The organism is Arthrobacter sp. UYCu712 (assembly GCF_040547005.1).
GTDB lineage: Bacteria > Actinomycetota > Actinomycetes > Actinomycetales > Micrococcaceae > Arthrobacter.
This window is the reverse complement of record NZ_JBEPOZ010000028.1, coordinates 22,631-43,160: the sequence shown is the minus strand read 5'-3', so window position 1 is coordinate 43,160 and position 20,530 is coordinate 22,631. Positions and strand designations below refer to the sequence as shown.

The following is a 20,530-nucleotide window of genomic DNA, read 5'->3' as shown; positions in this document are numbered from 1 at the left end:
ATCCGCTCCGATGCCCGCGGTCAGCTCATGACCTGTGGCTACCAAAAGCCGGGATGCCTCAGAATGCAGTGACGTGCCGCGGCATCGGTCAGGGCCAGGCATCCGTCCAACAGGAACACGAGTCTGTTTCGCACCAGTGCGGCCATGTCGTGCTGCTGCGCGGCACCGCCCGTCGCCGCGGGACGGAAGGTGTTTAGGTTCCGTTTGCATTTGCCTGATAAGCAGAGCTCGTGACCCCCCTCCCTGATGTTTCCTCCCGCGCCTCGCAGCTGTCCGCGCCCAGGCTTGGTGATCTCGGCTTTGAAGCGATGGTCCTGACGGGTGAAACACCGGCCGGCGAGATCGAAGCGCTGTTCCGTGCCGACCGCGGGCTTCGGGCCGTCGTCGTGGACGTCGAGGGAAAGCTGTCCCTGTTGACCCGGGACCAGCTTGATCACCGGATGACGGGCCGGCTGGGCTACGGTAGGGCGCTCAACGCCCGCGTCACGGCAGAAGCGTTGCTGCCGTCTGCCACCTTCATGCTTCCGCCATCGCTGGAACTTCGGGCCGCCGCCGCTGCGCTGTTGGAACGGCCCGAAGAGAGCCGATATCAGGATCTGCTCGTCCCCGCACCGGAGGCCCCGCGCATTGTGCCGGTCTCGGAGGTCTTCGAGGGCCTGTCCGATGTATTCCGGCACGCCGCCCTCCACGACCCGCTCACCGGCCTCGCGAACAGGCTGCGGCTCGAGGAGGCAGGACCGGCGCTCCTGGCCGGCAGCGACCCGTCCCGAACAGCTGTCCTCTACGTTGACCTCGATGATTTCAAGGTCATCAATGACACCTTCGGGCACCGGGCCGGTGACAGCGTTCTCAGCACGTTTTCCGCGAGGCTTCAGGCCTGCACCAGGCCGGGTGACCTGGTGGCCCGGCTGGGCGGGGACGAATTCGCCGTGTTGCTGACCGACGTCAACGAGGCCACGGCCCGAAGCGTCGCCCATCGGATCCTGCAAAGCCTGGATGAACCGTTCAGCCATGACGGCCATGACCTCCGGCTCTCCGCCACCCTGGGCCTGTCCATGGCCAGCGATGTCGACGGGCAGGACCCGGGGACCCGCCTTGAGTACCTCCTCCGCCACGCGGATGCAGCCATGATTCAGGCAAAACACGAAGGTAAACGCCGGCTGGGCCGGATAAATCCCTGCCGGCCCACAACCCGGTTCGCACGCCAGGCCCTCATCCGCCGCCGCCTGCCGCAGGCTCTGGCTAACGCAGGTTTCAGCCTCCACTACCAGCCACTCATGGACATCCCCACTGGTTCATGCCTTGCCGTGGAGGCGCTGCTGCGCTGGGAGGACCCGGAGCTCGGCAGGGTCGGTCCGGATGAATTCATTCACATCGCCGAACACACCGGAGAAATCCATGCGATCGGCCAATGGGTCATCGATCAGGCCTGCGCCCAGGCCCGGCACTGGATGGATGCCGGCACACCACGGGCAATATCAGTGAATATCTCGCCTCTTCAGCTGGCTGCGGGGAACCTAGTCACGGAACTCCACACGGCCTTGGAACGACACAGGGTGCCGACATCGCTGCTGAACATCGAAATCACAGAAAGCACCGCTATCACCGACCTCCCGTCCGCCGCGGCACAGCTCCGCACCCTGATCCACGCCGGCATCGGAGTCGCACTGGACGACTACGGCACGGCCTATTCGTCGCTGTCGCTCCTGCGCGAGCTTCCCCTCACAGCGTTGAAGCTGGATAAGTCCTTCATCGACGCCGTCGACACCGACCCCACCTCCGCGATTCTGGTAGCCGGGGTCATCGTGCCCGCGAAAGCACTGGGGCTGAGAACCACCGCCGAAGGCGTTGAGCGCGAAACGCAGCTGGCCGTCCTACGCGAACTTGGCTGCGACACCGCCCAGGGCTACCTCATCTCTCGTCCACTCTCCGCGGCAGATCTCGATAACGCCCAGGCGGCCCGAGAAGCTGCTTCCGCCTGACCGCCCGGGGGCAGCGGTGGTGGTTGGGATGACTTCGAGGTACCTGCCGCGCCCCTACCGGTGGCCCGACGCCGCCTCCGCGCGGGCGTCGCGGGTGCAGCAGCCGGGCTGTCCGCGGGCGTCGCGGGTGTCGCGGCCGAACTGTCCGCGGGCGCGTCCCGGCGGGTCCGGCGCCCCACGGCGCGCCCCACCGCCATCGAAAGCCGGTGGGAAGGCTGTTCCACGTACCGGTAGAACAACTCTGCGATCACCAACGAGGAGCCCACGGAGACGGCGAGCGCCAGCGGCAGCGAGACGGACCGCAGCAGGGTGACACCGGCCAGGATGATCGAAAGGTGCACCAGGTACAGGCTGAAGGACAGGCGTCCCAGCCATTGCGCGCCCGCTGTGTCACCGAGCCTCTTGGCCGAGCGGCAGGACACGAACAGCAGGACGATCAGCGTCGCGCCCACTGTCACAACGGCTTCGACGCCGGGGATCGGCTGCTCGGGGCTGATCCATTCCGCGTTGGCCAGGAAAATGCCCGCGGCGGCGACGAAGAACCAGACGAAGCGGGGCCAGCGCTGGGTCAGTTCCCGGATCCGCTCACGCTCCGTGCCGAGGACAGCCCCGATGGCGAAAACCGGGAGATAGGACAGCCGGTCCACGTCCTGCAGGGCCCCCACGGCGGGCAGCAGGAGCGCAAGGCCGATTTTCACGTGCCAGAAGCGCCGCCCGCGGAGGGCGAGGAGGACGTAGGCCGGGAGCAGGAGGGAGAACAGGACTTCCCACTTGAGGGACCACAGCGGGGTGTTGATGGTGCTGGCGTTCAGCAGGAGCAGGCCGTCCTTGAGGACCTGGCCCAGGCTGGGGTCGGTCTCGTACATGTCCGCCCACGGGCTCTGCAAGGGCGACGCCGACCGGGGAATGATGGCAATTAACGCAACGGCCACCGCCAGGGACGCCCAGGCCGGCAGGTAGAGGCGGAAAAAACGCTTGGCGTAGTACTGCGCCCGGCGCCCGGCCGCCCCCGGCCGGGTGAACGGCAGGACCAGCACGAAGCCGGAGAGCACAAAAAAGACGTGGACAGCCGGAGTGCCGTTCCAGAGGACGTGCAGCGGGGGAAGACCGCCCACGTCCGCGGGTGGTGAGTCCCGCGGACCGGTCGCCATAGACAACGTTCCCGATTCCCGGGAGTGTGGACAGGGCGTGGCAGGCGACTACCAGCAGGGCGGCAATCCCCCTGAGGCCATCCAGCTGCGTGACCCGTGTTTGACAGTTCTTGGAGCGCATTCACCTCATGTTACCAGTTCGTTACATTGGGCCTTGGTTGCCGGACGGCTGTTCAGGCAGTGATACGACGGCCATGCCGGTCGCAGAGAGACCATTCCCGCGCGCGCTCACGGTTGCTACGATTGCTACGGAGGCAGCCATGACAACCATCCCGCATCGCGAACTGCGCAACCAGAGCAGCAAGATTCTTGAGCGCGTCAAGAACGGCGAAACCATCGATGTCACGAACAACGGCGAAATAGCCGCCACCCTGATCCCTCCGGCCTCCTCCCCTTTAGAGCGGCTGCTTCTGGCAGGACAGGTCCGGCCGGCCGCCGGCATCGTTGACTTTCAGCAGCTGCGGCGCGTCCATCAGACGTCCGGCACGGCAGAAATCCTGGCCGACCTCCGCGGGGACCGTTGATCATCTACGTGGACACCTCCGCCGTCCTGAAACTGGTGGTGGAAGAGAAGGAATCATCCGACGCCGCCACGTACCTCTCAACAGCGGCGGAGCGAGGCGACAAGCTGGTGGCATCCATGCTGCTCTACACGGAACTTCACTGCGCGGCGCACCGACGCGGATTCCCCGCCGGGCTGGTCAATTCCGTGCTCGGCGGGATCAACCTGGTGGATCTGGTGCGCCCGGACCCGATGTACGCGGCCGCTCTGCCCGGCGGCCTTCGGAGCGCTGATGCCATCCATCTCGCCGCCGCCATCCGGCTGCAGAGCGACGTCCTGGTGGCCTACGACGCCGAGCTACTGACCGCCGCGGTGGAGGCCGGACTCAACGTCCTGTCCCCGGGCGTGCGGGACTGATTGTCCCCCGCACCGACCGCCCAGCGGGCTGCGCAGCGGGTTTGCTTTTCAGCTCCGGCGAAGCGGCCAGCGGCTCCAGCCGCCGGCCACCTCCCGCAGCCGGATCTCCGCGTCGCGCAGGTCCATGCGTCAGGCAAGTCGAATGTCAGCTGGCCGTCCGCCGTCGTGTACTTAGTCCAGGCCGCCGACGCCGTGGGGGCGCCAGTAGCGCTCGGTGACCCACCCGAGGGGGCCCCTTGGCTCGGTGCTGCGGTTGTCGTGACTGAGGCGGCGGGTCCGCTCGCAGTGTCCGACGCCGGCGGCGCTGCCTGCTGACCACATCCGGAAAGCGACAGCGAATAGAAATGCCGCGGAAACCACAAAGCAACTTGCCGGGAGCAGTTTACCGCGGCCCAGAGCCGAATCGTCGGACTAGATAATGGAGCCTTTCTCACAGCTATCGAGCCCGATGCCACGTGATCTCGCTGCTCCAAAACGAAAAGTCCCGATGCTTTGGCCGGGATCGACGCGCGCGCCGCAGACATCGAAGCCCTGAGCACCGGGCTTGAGGAGTCGATCGCGCCCTTTGGTCTCGCCCGGGAACTCCTGATCAGCATCCGGGGATTCAGCACCACCCTTCGCGGAAGTCTTCATCGCCGAAACCGGCGCCGCCATGACCGTGTTCCCCAGCGCGGGGCACCTGGCATCCTGGGCCGGCACCTCCCACAGGTCCGACGAATCCGCCGGACGGGTCAAGTCCCCAGGATCCATCCATCACATGGGTGCGGCCACCGCGTGAGCTCTCTTCGAAACGTACTTTGGTGGGTCGTTTCAAGAATCACGCGGTGGCCGCCTCACGCCCGGGAGCCGGGCCGTTACGTCACGTTAATGGGCACTTCCGATTTCGTCTCGGCGGAGCCCAGCGACGGAGGTGCTGTGGTTGCGGCTGCATGCCCGGCGAGGACACCCGTCTGGTGCCGAAGCTTCAGTCGGTACATCAGGACGCCGGTGAGGGTGACGGCAGCGACGAAGAGAACCCCGCCCCACTGCAGGTACCACTCGAATGGCGGCACGGAGTTGTAAATTTCCGGGCGTGGCCAGATGAGGTTCAGTGTCATGGCGCCGCCCCACAGGACCGCGAGGATGTTCACCGGCAGTCCCCATTTGCCCAGGCTGAAGCCGGGCTCGGTGCCGTCATCGGGCAGCGGCCATTTTTTGGCCAGGCGGTTCCGAAGCATGGGCACGGTCACCAGCAGGTAGGAGAGGTAGATCAGGACAATGCTGATGCTGGAGAGGATGGTGAAGATGGCTGGCTGGGAGACGTTCACCATCAGCGGGATGATCGCGATAATTCCGATCACGATGGCGGCGACCGTTGGGGTCTTCCGGACGGGGTGTACCTTGCCCAGGTGGCGGCTGAACGGAAGGTTGTTGTCCCGGGCCATTGCAAACATCATGCGGATGGCGGCGGCGTGGACAGCCAGCGTACAGACCATGACGGCCACCACGATGCACAGCAGGAAGGCTTTGCCGAAGGGGCCGCCCAGCACGGAGAGCACTATGTATTGCAGGCCGCCGTCAGCAGAACCTAGCTTGGGATCATTTAGGTCCGGGGCCGCGAGGAGTCCGGTGAGCAGGATCAGTCCGCCCAGCACAAAGGACGCGGTGATCGCCCGCAGGATGGCCTTGGGTGCTGTGCGCTTCGGGTCCTTCGTCTCTTCGCCGAGGGAGCTGGCAGTATCAAAGCCGTACATCACGTAGCCCGATGCCATGGCGCCGATGATGAACACTCCGAAGAAGCCCAAGGGGTGGTCCGCCCCATACCCGGCGGTTTCGAAGAGGACGCCGGGTCCGCGGACCATGTGCCATGCAAGTGCGAGGATAAGCAACACCGCGGCAACAAGTTCAACGAGGACGCCTACGCTGTTGATCTTGGTCATGAGTTTCACGCCGAAGGCGTTGATGAGGGTGGAGATGCCGATCATGATGCTCGCGAGCAGCACCCCGTTGAGGGCAAAGTCGTAGGTGCCGGTGCCGTCACCGATGATCTGGAACCCGGACCAGATCTGGGGCAGGGTGAGCTGGAGGGCCAGTGCCACGGCGCCCAGTGCCATAATTGAGGAAATTAACAACAGCCACCCGGCCAGCCAGGCGAAAGTGCCGGAGGAGAGCCTTTTGGCCCAGTTGTAGACCGAACCGGCCACAGGGTACCGCCCTGCCAGTTCGGCGAAGCATAAGGCCACCATCAGCTGCCCGGCGAAGACAATCGGCCAGGACCAGGCGTAGGCCGGGCCGGCCATCGCGAAACCGAAATAGAAGAGTTGAAAAACGCCGGTAAGGATGGAGATGTAGCTGACTCCGGCCGCGAAGCTGGCGAACTTGCCGATGCTTCGGTCCAGGGTCTGGGCATAGCCGAACTGGTCCATGCCGCTTGAATCAGTACTCTTGCTGGGTTCTGTCAATGGAACTCCTAAGTCAGAAAAGCACGATGGTGGTGATTTGCGGCCGCTTTGGACGCAGATGAAACCAAGCGACCGGGCGCCGCACCGTTGTGGCGCCCGGCTGTTTCCCCAATGCTGTTGCCTAGTTGGCTGTGCCCTCCCCCGTTTCCTTCGGAGCCGGAGCCGCGCCGAACCAGCCGCTGGGTGCGGGCTGGATGTTCTGCCAGATGTGCTTTGCCTCGCGGTACTCGTTGAGGCCCGCCCGGCCGAGTTCTCGGCCGATCCCGGACTTCCCGAAGCCGCCCCACTCAGCCTGGGGTACGTACGGGTGGTAGTCGTTGATCCACACGGTTCCGTGCCGGAGGGCGCCGGCGACGCGCTGCGCTTTAGAGGCGTCCGATGTCCATACCGCGCCGGCCAGTCCGTATTCTGTATCGTTCGCGATTGCGATGGCCTGATCCTCGGTCCGGAACGTCTCGATGGTCAGCACCGGGCCAAATGACTCCTCGCGCAGTACGCTCATGCCGGAGCGGCAGTTGCCGAGGACGGTGGGCGGGTAGAAGTAACCGTCGGCGAGCGGTCCCTCGTCAGGGATGTAGCCGCCACACAGTAGCTCGGCGCCCTCCGCAATGCCGGCCTGTACGTAGGCGTGGACCTGGTCCCGGTGCTTGGCGGAAATGAGCGGCCCGGTCTCGGCGTCGGGATCGAACGGCCCGCCCATCCGGATCTTTTTCGCCCGTTCCACGATCTCGGCCACAAAGCGGTCTGCAATCGACTCCTCGACGACGAGCCGCGCCCCTGCCGAGCAGACCTGCCCGGAGTGCAGGAAAACGGCAGTCAGGGCGTTGTCGACGGCGGCGTCCCAGTCGGCGTCCGCGAAGACGACGTTCGGGTTCTTCCCGCCGAGTTCGAAGGCGACGTTCTTCACTGTCTCCGCGGCCGCGGCCATGATCGTCTGGCCTGTGGCCAGGCTTCCGGTCAGGGAGACGAGGTCGACGCGCGGGTCGGAGCTGAGTGGGCCGCCCACCGTCGAGCCGGGTCCGGTGACGAGATTGGCGACGCCGGCAGGGACGCCTGCCTCTTCGAGGGTTTCCATGAGCAGGATCGAAGTGGACGGTGTGAGCTCGCTGGGCTTTAGCACGAACGAGTTTCCGGCGACGAGTGCGGGCGCCACCTTCCATGCAGCCTGGAGGAGCGGGTAGTTCCACGGTGCGATGAGGGCACAGACACCGAGCGGCTCGTAGACCACGCGGCTGATGGCGTTGGGCCGGCCCGTATCGATCACCCGGCCGGCGTCGAGGCCTGCGATCTTTCCGTAGTAGCGGAAGCAGGCAGCAATGTCGTCTATGTCGTACTCGGCCTCAACAAGGCGTTTGCCGGTGTCGAGCGCCTCCGCCTGGGCGTAGGCGGCCTTGTCCCGCTCAAGCAAGTCGGCCACGCGAAGCAGCACGCTACCCCGCTCGATATCTGTGAGCTTGCGCCACGGGCCGCCATCGAACGTTACCCGTGCACTGGCGATAGCCCGCTCGGCATCCTCGACCGTGGACGACGCGACAACTGCCACTTCGTGCCCGTCTGCCGGGCAGCGCACGGACGTTGTGCCGCCGTCGGACGCCTGCTGCCAGGCTCCGCCGATGTAAAGGCCCTTGATGGAATCGCGTGATTTCCCGGCCTGATGGACTTGCTCAGCTGTGGCAGTCATTGTCTCTCCTTCTGGTGTGTGCATCCATCATTCCTAGCCCCTGGTCGCAGGGGCGGCGTTGCCGTTACGCTCCAGCGGGCTGACGCCGTGCCGGTAGAACTCCGTGTGCTGCGGCGCCAAAGGTGCATTGCCGGCGATCAGGTCGGCGGCCTTTTCAGCGAGCATCATGACAGGCGCGTAGATGTTGCCGTTGGTGACATAGGGCATTGCGGAGGCGTCCACCACACGGAGGCCGCTGGTGCCGTGCACGGTCATGTCCAGCGGGTTCACTACAGCCATGGGATCGGAATCGGGGCCCATCTTCGCAGTGCAGGACGGGTGGAGTGCTGTTTCGGCGTCGCGGGCAACCCAGTCGAGGATCTCCGCGTCCGTCTGCACGGCCCGGCCCGGAGACAGCTCGCCCCCGCTGAAAGGGACCATGGCGGACTGGCCCAGGATGTCACGGGCAACACGAACGGCCTCAACCCATTCGCGGCGGTCCTGGTCCGTGGAGAGATAGTTGAACACCATGGACGGGTGCACGGTGGGATCGGTGGACTTGATTTTGAGGGTGCCGCGGGCGTCGGAGTACATGGGGCCGATGTGCACCTGGTAGCCGTGCTTGGCATCGGCCTTCTGGCCGTCGTAGCGGACTGCGACCGGGAGGAAATGGAACATCAGGTTCGGGTACGCAACATCCTCGTTGGAGCGGACGAAGCCGCCGCCCTCGAAGTGGTTGGTGGCTGCCGGTCCCGTCCGGCCCAGCAGCCACTGGAGCCCGATCAGCGGGTAGCGCCACAGGTCAAGGTTAGGCTGCATGGAGACCGGCTGGGTGCAGGCGTGCTGGATGTAGACCTCGAGGTGGTCTTGGAGGTTTTCGCCGACGCCGGGCAGGTTGACAACGGAGTTGATGCCCAGGGAGTTCAGGTGGGTCGCGTCTCCAACGCCGGAGAGCTGGAGCAGCTGTGGGGTGTTGATGGCGCCGCCTGCGAGGATCACTTCGCCTGCGTTCACCTGATGGGTCCTGCCGTTGCGGCGGTAAGTGACGCCCGTAGCCACGTTGCCCGTGAAGTTGACCTTGGTGACCAAGGCCCGGGTCAGGATGGTCAAGTTGTCCCGGCCGAAATTCGGCCGGAGGTAGGCGCGGGACGCCGAGAGCCGCTGGCCTTTGTGGACGTTGCGGTCAAATGGCGCGAAGCCTTCCTGGCGGTAACCGTTGACGTCATCCGTCAGCGGGTACCCGGCTTCCTGGGCGGCGGCGAAGAAAGCCTGGAACAGGGGGTTCGTGGCCGGGCCGCGTTCCAGCACGAGGGGGCCTGAGTGCCCGCGCAGTTCATCGTCCGGGTCCGCGGCGGACGCGTTTTCCATCCTGTTGAAGTACGGCAGGCAATGCGCGAAGTCCCATGTTTCCATCCCGGCGTCCGCGCCCCAGCGTTCGTAGTCGAGCGGGTTTCCGCGCTGGAAGATCATCCCATTGATTGAGCTGGAGCCGCCCAGTACCTTGCCGCGTGCGTGCGCTACCCGACGGCCGCCCATGTGAGGCTCGGGGTCCGACTCGTATCGCCAGTCGTACAAAAAATTGCCACTGGGAAAGGTCAGCGCGGCGGGCATCTGGATGAAGAGGTCCCAGGGGTAGTCGCTCCGCCCCGCTTCGAGGACCAGGACGCTGCTCTGGCCTCCATCGCTCAGACGGTTGGCAAGCACGGACCCCGCGCTTCCGCCACCGACGATGACGTAGTCGTAATTGGTTTTTCTCATGCTGCAAACTCTCCTTCTGCCTGGCGCAGATCTTCCGCCCAGGGCCGGTGATCCTGCTTCCGGAAACTGGCGGTACACCGTGGCGCTCCGGAGAAACCGGAAGAGGTCACTTGTGTGGTGTAGGTCATACCGATGAACAGTAGGGTAACTTGAACAAGTGTTCAAGAGCACGGCTGAACAAGTGTTCAGAAAAGTTTGTTTGTTACGTGCAAGGGCTGCGGCGGTTGGGTACGCGCCAGGGACTGGCGGCCGTGCGGCGGCCGAGCTTGACGAGTTCTAGCGTCGTTGGAGAAGGCGGTGGCGCCTTCACGGAATTCCTCTTCAATCCCCGCTAGGCGGCGAAGGCGATCTCCTCAGTACGGGCGATGCTCCTTTGGATGGAGGCCTCGTCCACGCCCAGGAGCGCTGTCAGCCACATCCCGTTTTGCACGACAACAATGTCCGCCGCCCGCACCCTACATTCATCACTGGAAAGTTCAGGTTTGGCATTACCTATCAGCGCCGCGAGTCCACCGAGGTACCGCTCGAAGGCCGCCGCGTTAATCAGCGCAAAGTCTTCATGGGCCTGCGCGAGTGCCCAGAGGTGGAGACGCAGGGACAGATGTTCGGTGGTGAGGAATTCCGGGTCCGCAACGCGGCGAAGAGCCTTCTGGAGCTGCCCGTCGGGGGGCGATGCCGGATCGGGGGCGACCAGCTTGACATCGCGCTCGTCAATCTGATGCAAGGCCGCACGGATGAGGCTCATCTTGTCTTCGAAGTAGTAGTTCACCAGCCCGAGTGCGACGCCGGCTTCCCGGGCCACCGCGCGCATATTGACACCTGAGATGCCGTGGCGTGACAGCAGCTCCAGTGCCGCTTCGAGAATGCGCACCTGCCTGTCAATCTGTTCGCCCTGTTGGCCCGACTTCCTGGTGTTTGTAATCACTTGGCCAGAATATGGCCAAAATCGTGATGGTGCATCCCGCTGACAGGACGCCCTGCCCCAATGCGCACCACTGGCGCCAAAAGCAGCCGAGCGTGCCAGAGCCCGCACGTCCGGGAACCGGCCGTATAGATGTTCCCACGCACGCCACAGCGCCTCTACACGGGAGACTGCTTCCGGGTGGAAGTACCACTCAATGCGATGGCCATCTTGGAACCTCCTGCCCGGTTACCCAGCGATTCGTGGCAGCTCCAACAGCTACCGGCACGACCACTTCTTGCAGCTGCGGGCTGTACTTCTTGATGGATGCGGCCCTTAGAGGCCCGTCGGTTTTCACTTCATCGTCTGTCGATCGGAGGAGGGGACCTACCCTGCGGCTAGGCCTGGATCCGGTATCCCGTCGGGATATCGAAGAGCCTTCGCGTGCTGGCTCCGGCGGCCGCGATCCAAAGGACGGAGTCGTCATCAGCGGCTTGTTCCACCACGCCGGCCGGCCACCTGGGAAAGGTGACCGGCCGTTCGGCCTAATAAGCGAGGAAGCAGAGGCTCAAGGAGCGGGGCGCCCAGCGCCACGCTTCTTGAGAAGCGACCGGGTGTTACCAGCCGCGCTCGGCGAGGCGGTGCGGCTGCGGGATCTCGTCGACGTTGATGCCGACCAGCTTCGCCCAGGCCGCGGGAGGCCTTGGCGATCTCTTCCGGGTCGTCGAAGAAGGTGGTGGCCTTCACGACGGCGGCGGCGCGCTGGGCCGGGTTGCCGGACTTGAAGATGCCGGAGCCGACGAACACGCCGGCGGCGCCGAGCTGCATCATCATCGCAGCGTCGGCCGGGGTGGCGATGCCGCCGGCGGTGAACAGGACCACGGGGAGCTTGCCGCTGGCGGCAACTTCCTTGACCAGTTCGTACGGGGCCTGCAGTTCCTTGGCGGCGACGTAGAGCTCGTCCTCGGCCATGCCGGCAAGCTTCTTGATCTCCGCGCGGATCTGGCGCATGTGGGTGGTGGCGTTGGAAACGTCGCCGGTTCCCGCTTCACCCTTGGAACGGATCATCGCCGCGCCCTCGTTGATGCGGCGCAGGGCTTCACCGAGGTTGGTGGCACCACAGACGAAGGGAACCGTGAAGTTCCACTTGTCGATGTGGTTGGCGTAGTCGGCCGGGGTCAGGACCTCGGACTCGTCAATGTAGTCCACGCCGAGCGACTGGAGGATCTGGGCTTCGACGAAGTGGCCGATCCGGACCTTCGCCATGACCGGGACGGAGACGGCCGCGATGATCGCCTCGATCATGTCCGGATCGGACATGCGGGACACGCCGCCCTGGGCACGGATATCGGCGGGAACGCGTTCCAGCGCCATCACGGCCACTGCTCCGGCGTCTTCGGCGATGCGGGCCTGCTCGACGTTGACGACGTCCATGATGACGCCGCCCACGAGCATCTCCGCCATGCCGCGCTTGACGCGGTTGCTGCCGGCGACGGTGACGTGTTCGTATGAGAGTGGTCTAAGGGACACTTCTTGCTCCAAGGGGGCGGGATGTCTGCGAAGCCAGGCATTTACTAATGGGATGAATGCCTGGGTGCTTGTTCACACTTGGGACTACCGGTACTTCAGGGCTCAGCACTCGATCACGTTCACGGCGAGACCCCCGCGGGAGGTTTCCTTGTACTTGGTTTTCATGTCCGCTCCTGTCTCTCGCATGGTTTTGATGGCTTTGTCGAGGGATACTTTGTGGCTGCCGTCCCCGTGCAGGGACAGCCGCGCGGCGTTGATGGCCTTCACGCTGGCGATGGCGTTCCGTTCGATGCAGGGGATCTGCACCAGGCCGCCCACGGGATCGCAGGTCAGGCCGAGGTTGTGTTCGATCCCCACTTCCGCGGCGTTTTCCACTTGCTCGGGCGTGCCACCCAGGACCTCGCAGAGGCCGGCGGCCGCCATGGAGCAGGCCGAGCCCACCTCGCCCTGGCAGCCCACTTCGGCTCCGGAGATGGAGGCGTTGATCTTGAAGAGGATTCCGACGGCGGCCGCCGCAAGGAGGAAGCGGACCACGCCGTCGTCGTTGGCGCCGGGAACAAACTTCACGTAGTAGTGCAGGACGGCGGGGACGATTCCCGCCGCGCCGTTGGTGGGTGCGGTGACGATGCGGCCGCCCGCGGCGTTTTCCTCGTTGACGGCGAGGGCGAAGAGGTTCACCCATTCCATGGCCCGCAGCGGATCGGTGACACCTGTGTCCGCGGTCAGGGTCTGGAAGAGCGACGGCGCGCGCCGCCTGACGTTCAGTCCGCCGGGAAGGATCCCTTCCGCGGCGCAGCCGTTGTCCACGCATTCGCGCATGACCGCCCACAGTGCCAGCAGCTTTTCCCGCAGTTCAGCTTCGCTGCGCCAGACGAGTTCGTTGGCGAGCATGACGTCGGAGATGGACATGCCCTCGCGCTTGCAGATCTCCAGGAGTTCGTCGGCGGTGGTGAACGGGAAGGGGAGGACTGTGGCGTCGGCCACCACGCGGTCGCCGGCGTCGACGTCGCCGTCCACCACAAAGCCGCCGCCGATGGAGTAGAAGCTCCGCTCGCTCAGGACGGCCCCGCCGTGGTCGAGGGCCCGGAAGGTCATGCCGTTGGGGTGGGCCGGCAGGGACTTGCGCCGGTGCAGCACCACGTCCTCGTCCCAGTTGAAATCCACCCGGTGGTCCCCGCACACCCACAGTTCGGCGTCGAGGGCTGCGGCGGCCACCTGGTCATCAGCCGTGGCGGTGTCCACGGTTTCCGGGTCCAGCCCTTTGAAGCCCAGGACCACTGCCTTGTCCGAGCCATGGCCGTGCCCGGTGGCACCCAGCGAACCGAACAACTCAGCTTGGACGCGTTTGGTGGCGCTCAGGTGGCCGTCGCCCTTGAGTCCGTCGGCGAACAGCTTTGCCGCCCGCATCGGGCCGACCGTGTGTGACGACGAGGGCCCGATGCCAACGGAAAAGAGATCCAGGACGCTAAGCGCCATCAGGGGACCTCCGGCGAGGCGTACTCGCGCATTGCATCGAGGAGCCACCGGCCCAGGAAGTCTGCGAAGGAGGCGCGTGGGAAGAGCCGGAAGCTTTCCTCCCCGGTCTTCTCAAGGACCACCGGGATGTTGCCCACCTCGGTGTTCAGGGCTGTTCCCGCGGTGAAGCTGCGGGGGTGCAGGTCAAGGGCGCAGCCCTTTTCCAGAACTGCCCGGGCCTTCGTGCCCGAGAGCTCGAACGTGGTGCGGTTCGCGGAGAGGTCCACCACCTGGCCCGGGGCGTCGCCCAGTGCTTCCACGAGGGATCCGATGAGGTTGCCACCCAAGGAATCATGGGCAGCTTCCGGTGCCACCACCAGGAACTCGGAAGGTCCGAGCCAGAGGACGCTGATGCTGTCCGTGCCGGTCACTTCGCCGCAGCGCGCCGGCAGGTTGCCGGCTACGCGGGCGATTTGCGAGCCTTCGTCGGAGCGGGGGTCCACGCGGACTCCGACCATGGTCTGGAACGGGCCTTCGTTGAGGACGACCTTGCCCGGGACGGAGCCGGCATTCAGGGCCTCGGCCAGGTGGGAGGCGGGGCTGCGGCGGATGTCCCGGAGTCCATTGACGCCTGTCAGTGCTGCTGTCTTAGCCATCTTTGCGGGTCCCTTCGGGGTCATAAAGTACGGTTTCTGCGACGACAACATCAACGAGCTGGTCGCCGGCGGCGGCCACGAGGATCTCACCGATGCGGTTGCGGCCATTCTTGATCAGTGCCAGCCCAAAGGAACGTCCAAGGGCGGCGCTGTGGTAGCTCGAGGTCACGAAGCCTTGCATGGGGACCGGGCCGTCGGCGGCGTTCGTGGCAATCCCCTTTTCCACCAGCTGGGTGCCTTCGGGCAACCGGAGCGTCTTGTCCACGGGAAGGACGCTGACCAGGTGCTTCCGGTCTGTGCGGCAGGCGTCCGTGCGGGCGTAGGAGCGCTTGCCGATGAAGTCCTTGGCCTTGGAAACCACCCATTCCATGCCGGCGTCCTGCGGGGTGACGGTGCCGTCGGTGTCCTGCCCGACGATCGGGTAACCCTTTTCGGCCCGCAGCACGTGCATAGTTTCGGTGCCGTACGGGGTGATGTTGAAGTCGGCCCCTGCGGCGGCCACAGCTTCCCAGATGTTCAGCCCGTACCAGGACGGAACGTTGATCTCGTAGGCCAGTTCACCGGAGAACGAGATCCGGCAGACCCGGGCCCGCACGCCGGAGGCGAGGGCTGTTTCCTTGAACGTCATGAACGGGAACGCCTCGGCGTCGAGACCGCCGTCGGCGGCCAGTTCCGGGGCCAGCTTCGCCACGACGGCGCGGGATTTCGGTCCGACGACGGCGATGGTGGACCACTGCTCGGTCACGGACGTGCAGTGCACGTCCAGCTCCGGCCATTCGGTCTGCAGCCATTCCTCCAGCCAGTCCAGGACCTTGGCGGCGCCGCCGGTGGTGGTGGTCATGAAGTACCGGTCCTCGTCCAGGCGGAGCGTGACGCCGTCGTCGAAGATCATCCCGTCTGCCATGCACATCACGCCGTAGCGGGCGGAACCCGGGGCGAGCTTCTTGAACGCGTTGGTGTAGATCCGGTTGAGGAACTCACCGGCGTCCTTGCCTCGGATTTCGATCTTGCCGAGGGTGGTGGCGTCCATGAAGCCGACGGAGTCGCGGACGGCGGCGCATTCTCGCAGCACTGCGGCGTCCATGTCCTCCCCCGCCTGCGGGTAGTACCATGGGCGCTTCCACTGCCCGACATCCTCGAACAGGGCACCATGGGCGACGTGCCACGGGTGGATGGAGGTGACGCGGGCGGGGTCGAACAGTTCACCGCGCTGGCGTCCGGCGAGTGCTGCGAACGCCACCGGGGTGAAAGGTGCACGGTAGGTGGTGGTGCCGATGTCGCCGATCCCGCGCGAGGCTTCCCCGGCTTGGCGGAGCGCGGCGGCGATGACGCCGATCGCGTTGACGCCGGAGGTTTTGCCCTGGTCGTTGGCGGTGCTGATCGAGGTGTAACGCTTGATGTGTTCCACGGACCGCAACCCGGCTCCGGTGGAGCGCAGCACGTCGGCCACGGACTGGTCGCGCTGGAAGTCCACGAAGTGGTGGTGCCAGTCATCCGGCGTGCCTTCCTGGCCCGGGACCAGCCACAGCTGCCGGGTCGGGGCGGAGGCCTTCGGCTCCGAATAGACCAGCGGACCGACGACTGCGCCAGCATTTTCAGGGCTGAAGCCTGCGGCGACGGCGGCCGACGCTCCGGCGGAGTTGCCCTCGGCCAGGCAGTCCTCGAGTTCGAAGCTGCCGCGGCCGGAGCCGATGGTCTGCTGGTTCGGGACCACGGTGCTCGGCACGAAAGCGGCGAGCTCGTCGTCCCAGCGCAGCTTGCCCTGCCGCTGGGAGTGGAGGTGGACCAGCGGGCTCCAGCCACCGGAAACGGCCAGCAGATCGCAGGCGACCTCTTCGATGCCGGATGTGAGTTCGCCGTCGTCGTTGATGCTGCGGACCGTGCCGGCGTTGAGCCGGCCGTCGCCGGAGTCCGCGCCGGTGGTGTTGGCAACGGCGCTGCCGATCAGCACCCGGGTGCCTGCTTCGACGGCGGCCGCAGCAACGTCCGTGAACTTGGCACGGGCGTCGACGACCGCGGCGACCTTGACGCCGGCGGCCTGCAGGTCCGCAGCCAGGGCGTAGGCGCTGTCGTTGGTGGTGCTGATGAGAACGCGCTGCCCGGCCGAGACGGCGTAGCGGTTGAGATAAGTGCGGACGGCCGAGGCGAGCATGATGCCGGGGCGGTCGTTGTTCTCGAACACCAACGGGCGTTCGTGGGCACCGGGAGCAACCACCACCTGGTTGGCGCGCACGTGCCAGATCCGCTGGCGGGACACGCCGGGTGCTGCGGGGCTGGACAGGTGGTCGGTGCGGTTCTGGACGGAGATGACGTAGTTGGCGTCGTAGGCACCGAAGGCGGTGGTGCGGTTCAGGACGGTGCACTCGGGGCCGGAAACCAATTCGGCTTCAACGTCCGCCACCCATTCCAGGGCCGGCTTGCCTTCAATGGTCTCGACCAGGCCGGGAGCCGTGGACCCTGACAGGAGCGAACCTCCCAACTCGGGCTGGTCGTCCATCAGGATGACCCGGGCGCCGGTGCGTACGGCCTCGCGGGCGGCGGCCAGGCCGGCCGGACCGCCGCCGATGACCAGGACGTCGGTGTGGACGTACTTCTTGTCGTACTCGGCGCGGTCCTCGTCCGGGTCCAGCTTGCCCAGGCCGTTGAGCAGCTCTGCTTCCAGGCCGTCCACCAGGGTGACGGTAGTGGCCGGGAGCATGGACTCGGCCACGTGGCCCGGGAACCTGGGTTCAATACGAACCAGCGCGTTGGATTCCTCCACGCCGGCGGACATGATGCCGCGGGCCCGGTCCTCGTAGAGCGAGTTGCCGGCGGCGATGCGGCCGTTCGCGATGAGGGCCGAGGCGAGGGTGTCGCCCGGGTGGCCGGTGAATTCCTCGCCGTCCACGGTGAAACGCCAGGAGATGGTGCGGTCGATGCGTCCGCCGGCGTCGAGGCGGGCGTTCTGGGAAGTCACTTGGTTGCTCCTTCCGGGGCGGTGGCGCTGGCGTGGGCCGTGCTTGTGGCAGTGCTGGTTGCAGCGATGCTGGGCGCCGCCGTCCCGGTGGTGGTGCTGTCCGGGGCCGTGCTGGCGGTGCCGGACTCAGGCGCCGGGGCGGCTTTGTCCGGACGGACGGCGCCCATGGGGTAGACAGCCTGGATCTCGTAGGTGACCGTGTCGCGGAGCATGTTGAACCACTGGCGGCAGCCGGTGCTGTGGAGCCAGCGTTCGGCGAAGGCGCCCTTGGTGTTGTCGCGGTAGAACAGGAACTCGGCCCATTCGCGGTCGTTCAGTTCGTTAGGGTTCTCCGGATAGGCCACGTGGGCCTGGCCGCCGTAGTGGAATTCGGTCTCGTCGCGGGAGCCGCAGTTGGGGCATGAAATGAGGAGCATGTCCGGACTCTCTTCTAGTGGGCCACGGCGGCGGCGCCGTGTTCGTCGATCAGGGCGCCGGTTTCGAACCGCTCCAGCGCGAACGGCTTGTTCAGTTCGTGCGGAGTTCCGGTGGCGATGGTGTGGGCAAAGGTGAGGCCCGCGGCCGGGGTGCCCTTGAAACCGCCGGTACCCCAGCCACAGTTGACGAACATGTTCTCCACCGGGGTGGTCCCCACGATGGGAGAGGCGTCCAGGGTGGTGTCCACGATCCCGCCCCAGGTCCGGAGCACATGCGCGCGGGCGAAAATCGGGAAGAGCTCGACGGCGGCTGCCATCTGGTGCTCGATCACGTGGAAGGACCCGCGCTGGCCGTATCCGTTGTAGGAGTCGACGCCGGCGCCCATGACCAGTTCACCCTTGTGCGCCTGGGAGACGTAAACGTGGACGTGGTTGGACATGACCACGGTCGGGTGGACGGGCTCGTGGAGTTCGGAGACCAGTGCCTGGAGCGGGTGGGACTGGATGGGCAGCCGGAACCCGGCCATTTCCGCGAGGACCGAGCTGTGCCCGGCCGCGCACAGGCCCACCTTTTCGGTGTTGATGGTGCCGCGGTTGGTCTTGACGCCGGTGACGCGGTTGCCGTCCTTGAGAAAGCCGGTGACTTCGCAGTTCTGGATGATGTCGACGCCGAGTTCGTCGCATTTGCGGGCGAACGCCCAGGCGACGTGGTCGTGCTTGGCGATGCCGGCGCGGGGCTGGTACGTCGCGCCCATCACCGGGTACCGGATGTTGTCGTTGATGTTCAGGATGGGGCAAAGTTCCTTGACCTGCTTGGGGTCCAGCCACTCGGCGTCCACGCCGTTGAGCTTGTTCGCTCCGACGCGGCGCATGCTCTCGCGCACATCGCCCAGGGTGTGGGCGAGGTTCATGACGCCGCGCTGGCTGAACAGGAAGTCGTACTCGAGTTCCTCCGGCAGGATCTCCCAGAGCTTCAGGGCGTGCTCGTAGATCGCCGCGCTTTCGTCCCAGAGGTAGTTGGAGCGGATGATCGTGGTGTTCCGGGCCATGTTGCCGCCGGCGAGCCAGCCCTTTTCAAGGACGGCGATGTTGGTCATCCCGTGGTTCTTGGCCAGGAAGTAGGCCGTGGCCAGGCCGTGCCCGCCGCCGCCCACAATCACGGCGTCATAGGAGGACTTGGGCTCCGGGTTGCGCCAGAGGAATTCCGGGTGCTCCGGAAGCTGTTCCGTGCTCATTGTGCCACCTCGGTCACGTCAGAGGAGAGGTTGGGGTAGAGGGGGAACTTTCCGGCCAGGATTTCAACCCGCTGCCGGAGTTCCGCCACGGTCTCGTCGCTGAACTCGCGCTTGAGTGCTGCGGCGATAATGTCCGCGACCTCGGTGAATTCTGCCTTCCCGAAACCACGCGTGGCCAGTGCCGGCGTGCCGATACGAAGACCGGAAGAGACCATCGGCGGACGCGGGTCGAAGGGCACGGCGTTGCGGTTGACCGTGATGCCGATCCGGTGCAGGCGGTCTTCGCCCTGCTGGCCGTCCAGTTCCGAATTGCGCAGGTCCACCAGGACCAGGTGCACGTCAGTGCCACCGCTGACTACGGTCACGCCGGACTCTGCAACGTCGGCGGACAGCATGCGTTCTGCGATGATGCGGGCGCCTTCCAGGGTGCGTTCCTGGCGGTCGCGGAACGACGGCTCAGCAGCGAGCTTGAACGCAACAGCCTTCGCGGCAATGACGTGCTCCAGCGGGCCACCCTGCTGTCCGGGGAACACTGCGGAGTTGACCTTCTTGGCGATGTCGGCGTCGTTGGTCAGGATCACACCACCGCGCGGGCCGCCAAGGGTCTTGTGGGTGGTGCTCGTGACGATGTGGGCGTGAGGCACGGGGTTCGGGTGAAGCCCCGCGGCCACCAGGCCTGCGAAATGCGCCATGTCCACCATCAGGTAGGCACCTACCAAGTCCGCGATACGGCGGAACTCGGCGAAGTCCAACTGCCGGGAGTAAGCGGACCAGCCGGCGACGATCAGCTTCGGCTTGTTCTCGACCGCCAGGCGCTCGACTTCAGCCATGTCAATCAGCATGGTGTCTTCGGCGACTCCGTACGGGACCACTTTGTAGAGCTTGCCGGAGAAATTGATTCGCATCCCGTGTGTCAAGTGGCCACCGTGAGCGAGGTTCAGCCCCAGGATGGTGTCGCCGGGCTGGATCAGGGCGAACATCGCCGCTGCATTGGCCTGGGCGCCGGAGTGGGGCTGGACATTAGCGAATTCAGCGCCGAAGAGTGACTTGAGGCGGTCGATGGCCAGCTGCTCGACCACGTCGACGTGCTCGCAGCCGCCATAGTAGCGCTTGCCGGGGTAGCCCTCGGCATACTTGTTGGTCAGCACAGATCCCTGGGCTTCCATGACGGCAGTCGGCGCGAAGTTTTCGGAGGCGATCATCTCCAGTGTGCCCTGCTGGCGCAGCAATTCCTGTTGCACAGCGGCATGGATCTGGGGATCGGTCTCTGCGAGCGAGCGGGTCAGAACATCGACCATCATGTCTCCTAGTCTCTCTAATATCCTGTTGATATATTAGTTCAGTGACTCAAGTATGCTATCCGTGCCGGTAGGTGTCAACAGATTCTTCGACCGGTTTGGCCGGCGGGGCTGGGGGCCACGCGGCGGACCAAAGTGGCCCGGAACGGGCTAAAGCGCAGCCCATTCAGGG

Annotated in this window: 14 protein-coding genes and 3 pseudogenes; 4 read left to right on the top strand and 13 right to left on the bottom strand. The window is 65.5% G+C overall.

The window, feature by feature from the left end; genetic code table 11:
- Positions 1–230: 230 nt before the first annotated feature.
- Positions 231–1,982 (top strand): putative bifunctional diguanylate cyclase/phosphodiesterase, encoded by a 1,752-nt coding sequence (locus ABIB51_RS20135; protein WP_354191126.1) that lies wholly within the window; start codon positions 231–233, stop codon positions 1,980–1,982.
- Here ABIB51_RS20135 and ABIB51_RS20130 read toward each other — a convergent pair.
- The gene (locus ABIB51_RS20130; RefSeq protein ID WP_354191125.1) at positions 1,907–3,133 is read right to left on the bottom strand and encodes an acyltransferase family protein; all 1,227 of its coding nucleotides are present in this window, start codon (positions 3,131–3,133) and stop codon (positions 1,907–1,909) included. The two genes, ABIB51_RS20135 and ABIB51_RS20130, sit on opposite strands and share 76 nt — an antisense overlap.
- Positions 3,134–3,393: 260 nt before the next feature.
- On the opposite strand from ABIB51_RS20130, the gene ABIB51_RS20125 reads away from it, so the two are divergent.
- From ABIB51_RS20125 to ABIB51_RS20115, 3 genes and pseudogenes are all read left to right on the top strand, one after another.
- Positions 3,394–3,657 carry a type II toxin-antitoxin system Phd/YefM family antitoxin gene (locus tag ABIB51_RS20125; RefSeq protein WP_354191124.1) on the top strand — a complete coding sequence of 88 codons (264 nt, stop codon included), beginning with the start codon at positions 3,394–3,396 and terminating at the stop codon, positions 3,655–3,657.
- The gene (locus ABIB51_RS20120; RefSeq protein ID WP_354191123.1) at positions 3,654–4,052 is read left to right on the top strand and encodes a type II toxin-antitoxin system VapC family toxin; all 399 of its coding nucleotides are present in this window, start codon (positions 3,654–3,656) and stop codon (positions 4,050–4,052) included. Before ABIB51_RS20125 ends, ABIB51_RS20120 begins: the two co-directional genes overlap by 4 nt.
- A 501-nt stretch (positions 4,053–4,553) precedes the next feature.
- A pseudogene (locus ABIB51_RS20115) lies at positions 4,554–4,818 on the top strand (transposase); the annotation flags it as partial.
- An 88-nt stretch (positions 4,819–4,906) separates the two neighbouring features.
- Here the strand turns inward: ABIB51_RS20115 and ABIB51_RS20110 are convergent.
- The 12 genes and pseudogenes from ABIB51_RS20110 to glyA all read right to left on the bottom strand — a co-directional run bounded on the left by ABIB51_RS20110 (position 4,907) and on the right by glyA (position 20,358).
- Entirely contained in the window at positions 4,907–6,457 is a 1,551-nt protein-coding gene (locus ABIB51_RS20110) for an APC family permease (RefSeq protein WP_354191142.1), read from the bottom strand.
- A 157-nt stretch (positions 6,458–6,614) separates the two neighbouring features.
- Complete coding sequence (locus ABIB51_RS20105) at positions 6,615–8,174, bottom strand: aldehyde dehydrogenase family protein (RefSeq protein ID WP_354191122.1); 1,560 nt, start codon at positions 8,172–8,174, stop codon at positions 6,615–6,617.
- A gap of 33 nt (positions 8,175–8,207) precedes the next feature.
- Positions 8,208–9,911: a choline dehydrogenase gene (betA, locus tag ABIB51_RS20100; RefSeq protein WP_354191121.1), complete on the bottom strand. Its 1,704-nt coding sequence runs from the start codon at positions 9,909–9,911 to the stop codon at positions 8,208–8,210.
- A 331-nt stretch (positions 9,912–10,242) separates the two neighbouring features.
- Positions 10,243–10,836, bottom strand: a complete 594-nt coding sequence (locus ABIB51_RS20095; RefSeq protein ID WP_354191120.1) for a TetR/AcrR family transcriptional regulator — start codon at positions 10,834–10,836, stop codon at positions 10,243–10,245.
- Between the two features lie 126 nt (positions 10,837–10,962).
- Positions 10,963–11,031 (bottom strand): annotated as a pseudogene (locus ABIB51_RS20090) (DUF4913 domain-containing protein); the annotation flags it as partial.
- A gap of 398 nt (positions 11,032–11,429) precedes the next feature.
- Positions 11,430–12,276, bottom strand: a pseudogene (pdxS, locus tag ABIB51_RS20085) (pyridoxal 5'-phosphate synthase lyase subunit PdxS).
- Between the two features lie 168 nt (positions 12,277–12,444).
- On the bottom strand, positions 12,445–13,818 hold the full coding sequence (locus ABIB51_RS20080; RefSeq protein ID WP_354191119.1) for an L-serine ammonia-lyase: 1,374 nt from the start codon (positions 13,816–13,818) through the stop codon (positions 12,445–12,447).
- Positions 13,818–14,453: a sarcosine oxidase subunit gamma gene (locus ABIB51_RS20075; protein WP_354191118.1), complete on the bottom strand. Its 636-nt coding sequence runs from the start codon at positions 14,451–14,453 to the stop codon at positions 13,818–13,820. Before ABIB51_RS20075 ends, ABIB51_RS20080 begins: the two co-directional genes overlap by 1 nt.
- Positions 14,446–17,409: a sarcosine oxidase subunit alpha family protein gene (locus ABIB51_RS20070; RefSeq protein WP_354191117.1), complete on the bottom strand. Its 2,964-nt coding sequence runs from the start codon at positions 17,407–17,409 to the stop codon at positions 14,446–14,448. The genes ABIB51_RS20075 and ABIB51_RS20070 overlap by 8 nt, the downstream gene beginning before the upstream one ends.
- Entirely contained in the window at positions 17,406–17,825 is a 420-nt protein-coding gene (locus ABIB51_RS20065; protein ID WP_354191116.1) for a sarcosine oxidase subunit delta, read from the bottom strand. The genes ABIB51_RS20070 and ABIB51_RS20065 overlap by 4 nt, the downstream gene beginning before the upstream one ends.
- 14 nt (positions 17,826–17,839) lie before the next feature.
- Positions 17,840–19,060 carry a sarcosine oxidase subunit beta family protein gene (locus tag ABIB51_RS20060; RefSeq protein WP_354191115.1) on the bottom strand — a complete coding sequence of 407 codons (1,221 nt, stop codon included), beginning with the start codon at positions 19,058–19,060 and terminating at the stop codon, positions 17,840–17,842.
- Positions 19,057–20,358, bottom strand: coding sequence for a serine hydroxymethyltransferase (glyA, locus tag ABIB51_RS20055; RefSeq protein ID WP_354191141.1), 1,302 nt, complete (start codon positions 20,356–20,358; stop codon positions 19,057–19,059). Before glyA ends, ABIB51_RS20060 begins: the two co-directional genes overlap by 4 nt.
- Between the last annotated feature and the right edge of the window lie 172 nt (positions 20,359–20,530).

Coding starts and splice junctions, on each gene's coding strand:
- ABIB51_RS20130 (WP_354191125.1), bottom strand. CDS start 3,133: ATGGCGACCGGTCCGCGGGACTCACCACCCGCGGACGTGGGCGGTCTT.
- ABIB51_RS20125 (WP_354191124.1), top strand. CDS start 3,394: ATGACAACCATCCCGCATCGCGAACTGCGCAACCAGAGCAGCAAGATT.
- ABIB51_RS20110 (WP_354191142.1), bottom strand. CDS start 6,457: ATGGACCAGTTCGGCTATGCCCAGACCCTGGACCGAAGCATCGGCAAG.
- ABIB51_RS20105 (WP_354191122.1), bottom strand. CDS start 8,174: ATGACTGCCACAGCTGAGCAAGTCCATCAGGCCGGGAAATCACGCGAT.
- betA (WP_354191121.1), bottom strand. CDS start 9,911: ATGAGAAAAACCAATTACGACTACGTCATCGTCGGTGGCGGAAGCGCG.
- ABIB51_RS20080 (WP_354191119.1), bottom strand. CDS start 13,818: ATGGCGCTTAGCGTCCTGGATCTCTTTTCCGTTGGCATCGGGCCCTCG.
- ABIB51_RS20075 (WP_354191118.1), bottom strand. CDS start 14,453: ATGGCTAAGACAGCAGCACTGACAGGCGTCAATGGACTCCGGGACATC.
- ABIB51_RS20065 (WP_354191116.1), bottom strand. CDS start 17,825: ATGCTCCTCATTTCATGCCCCAACTGCGGCTCCCGCGACGAGACCGAA.
- ABIB51_RS20060 (WP_354191115.1), bottom strand. CDS start 19,060: ATGAGCACGGAACAGCTTCCGGAGCACCCGGAATTCCTCTGGCGCAAC.
- glyA (WP_354191141.1), bottom strand. CDS start 20,358: ATGGTCGATGTTCTGACCCGCTCGCTCGCAGAGACCGATCCCCAGATC.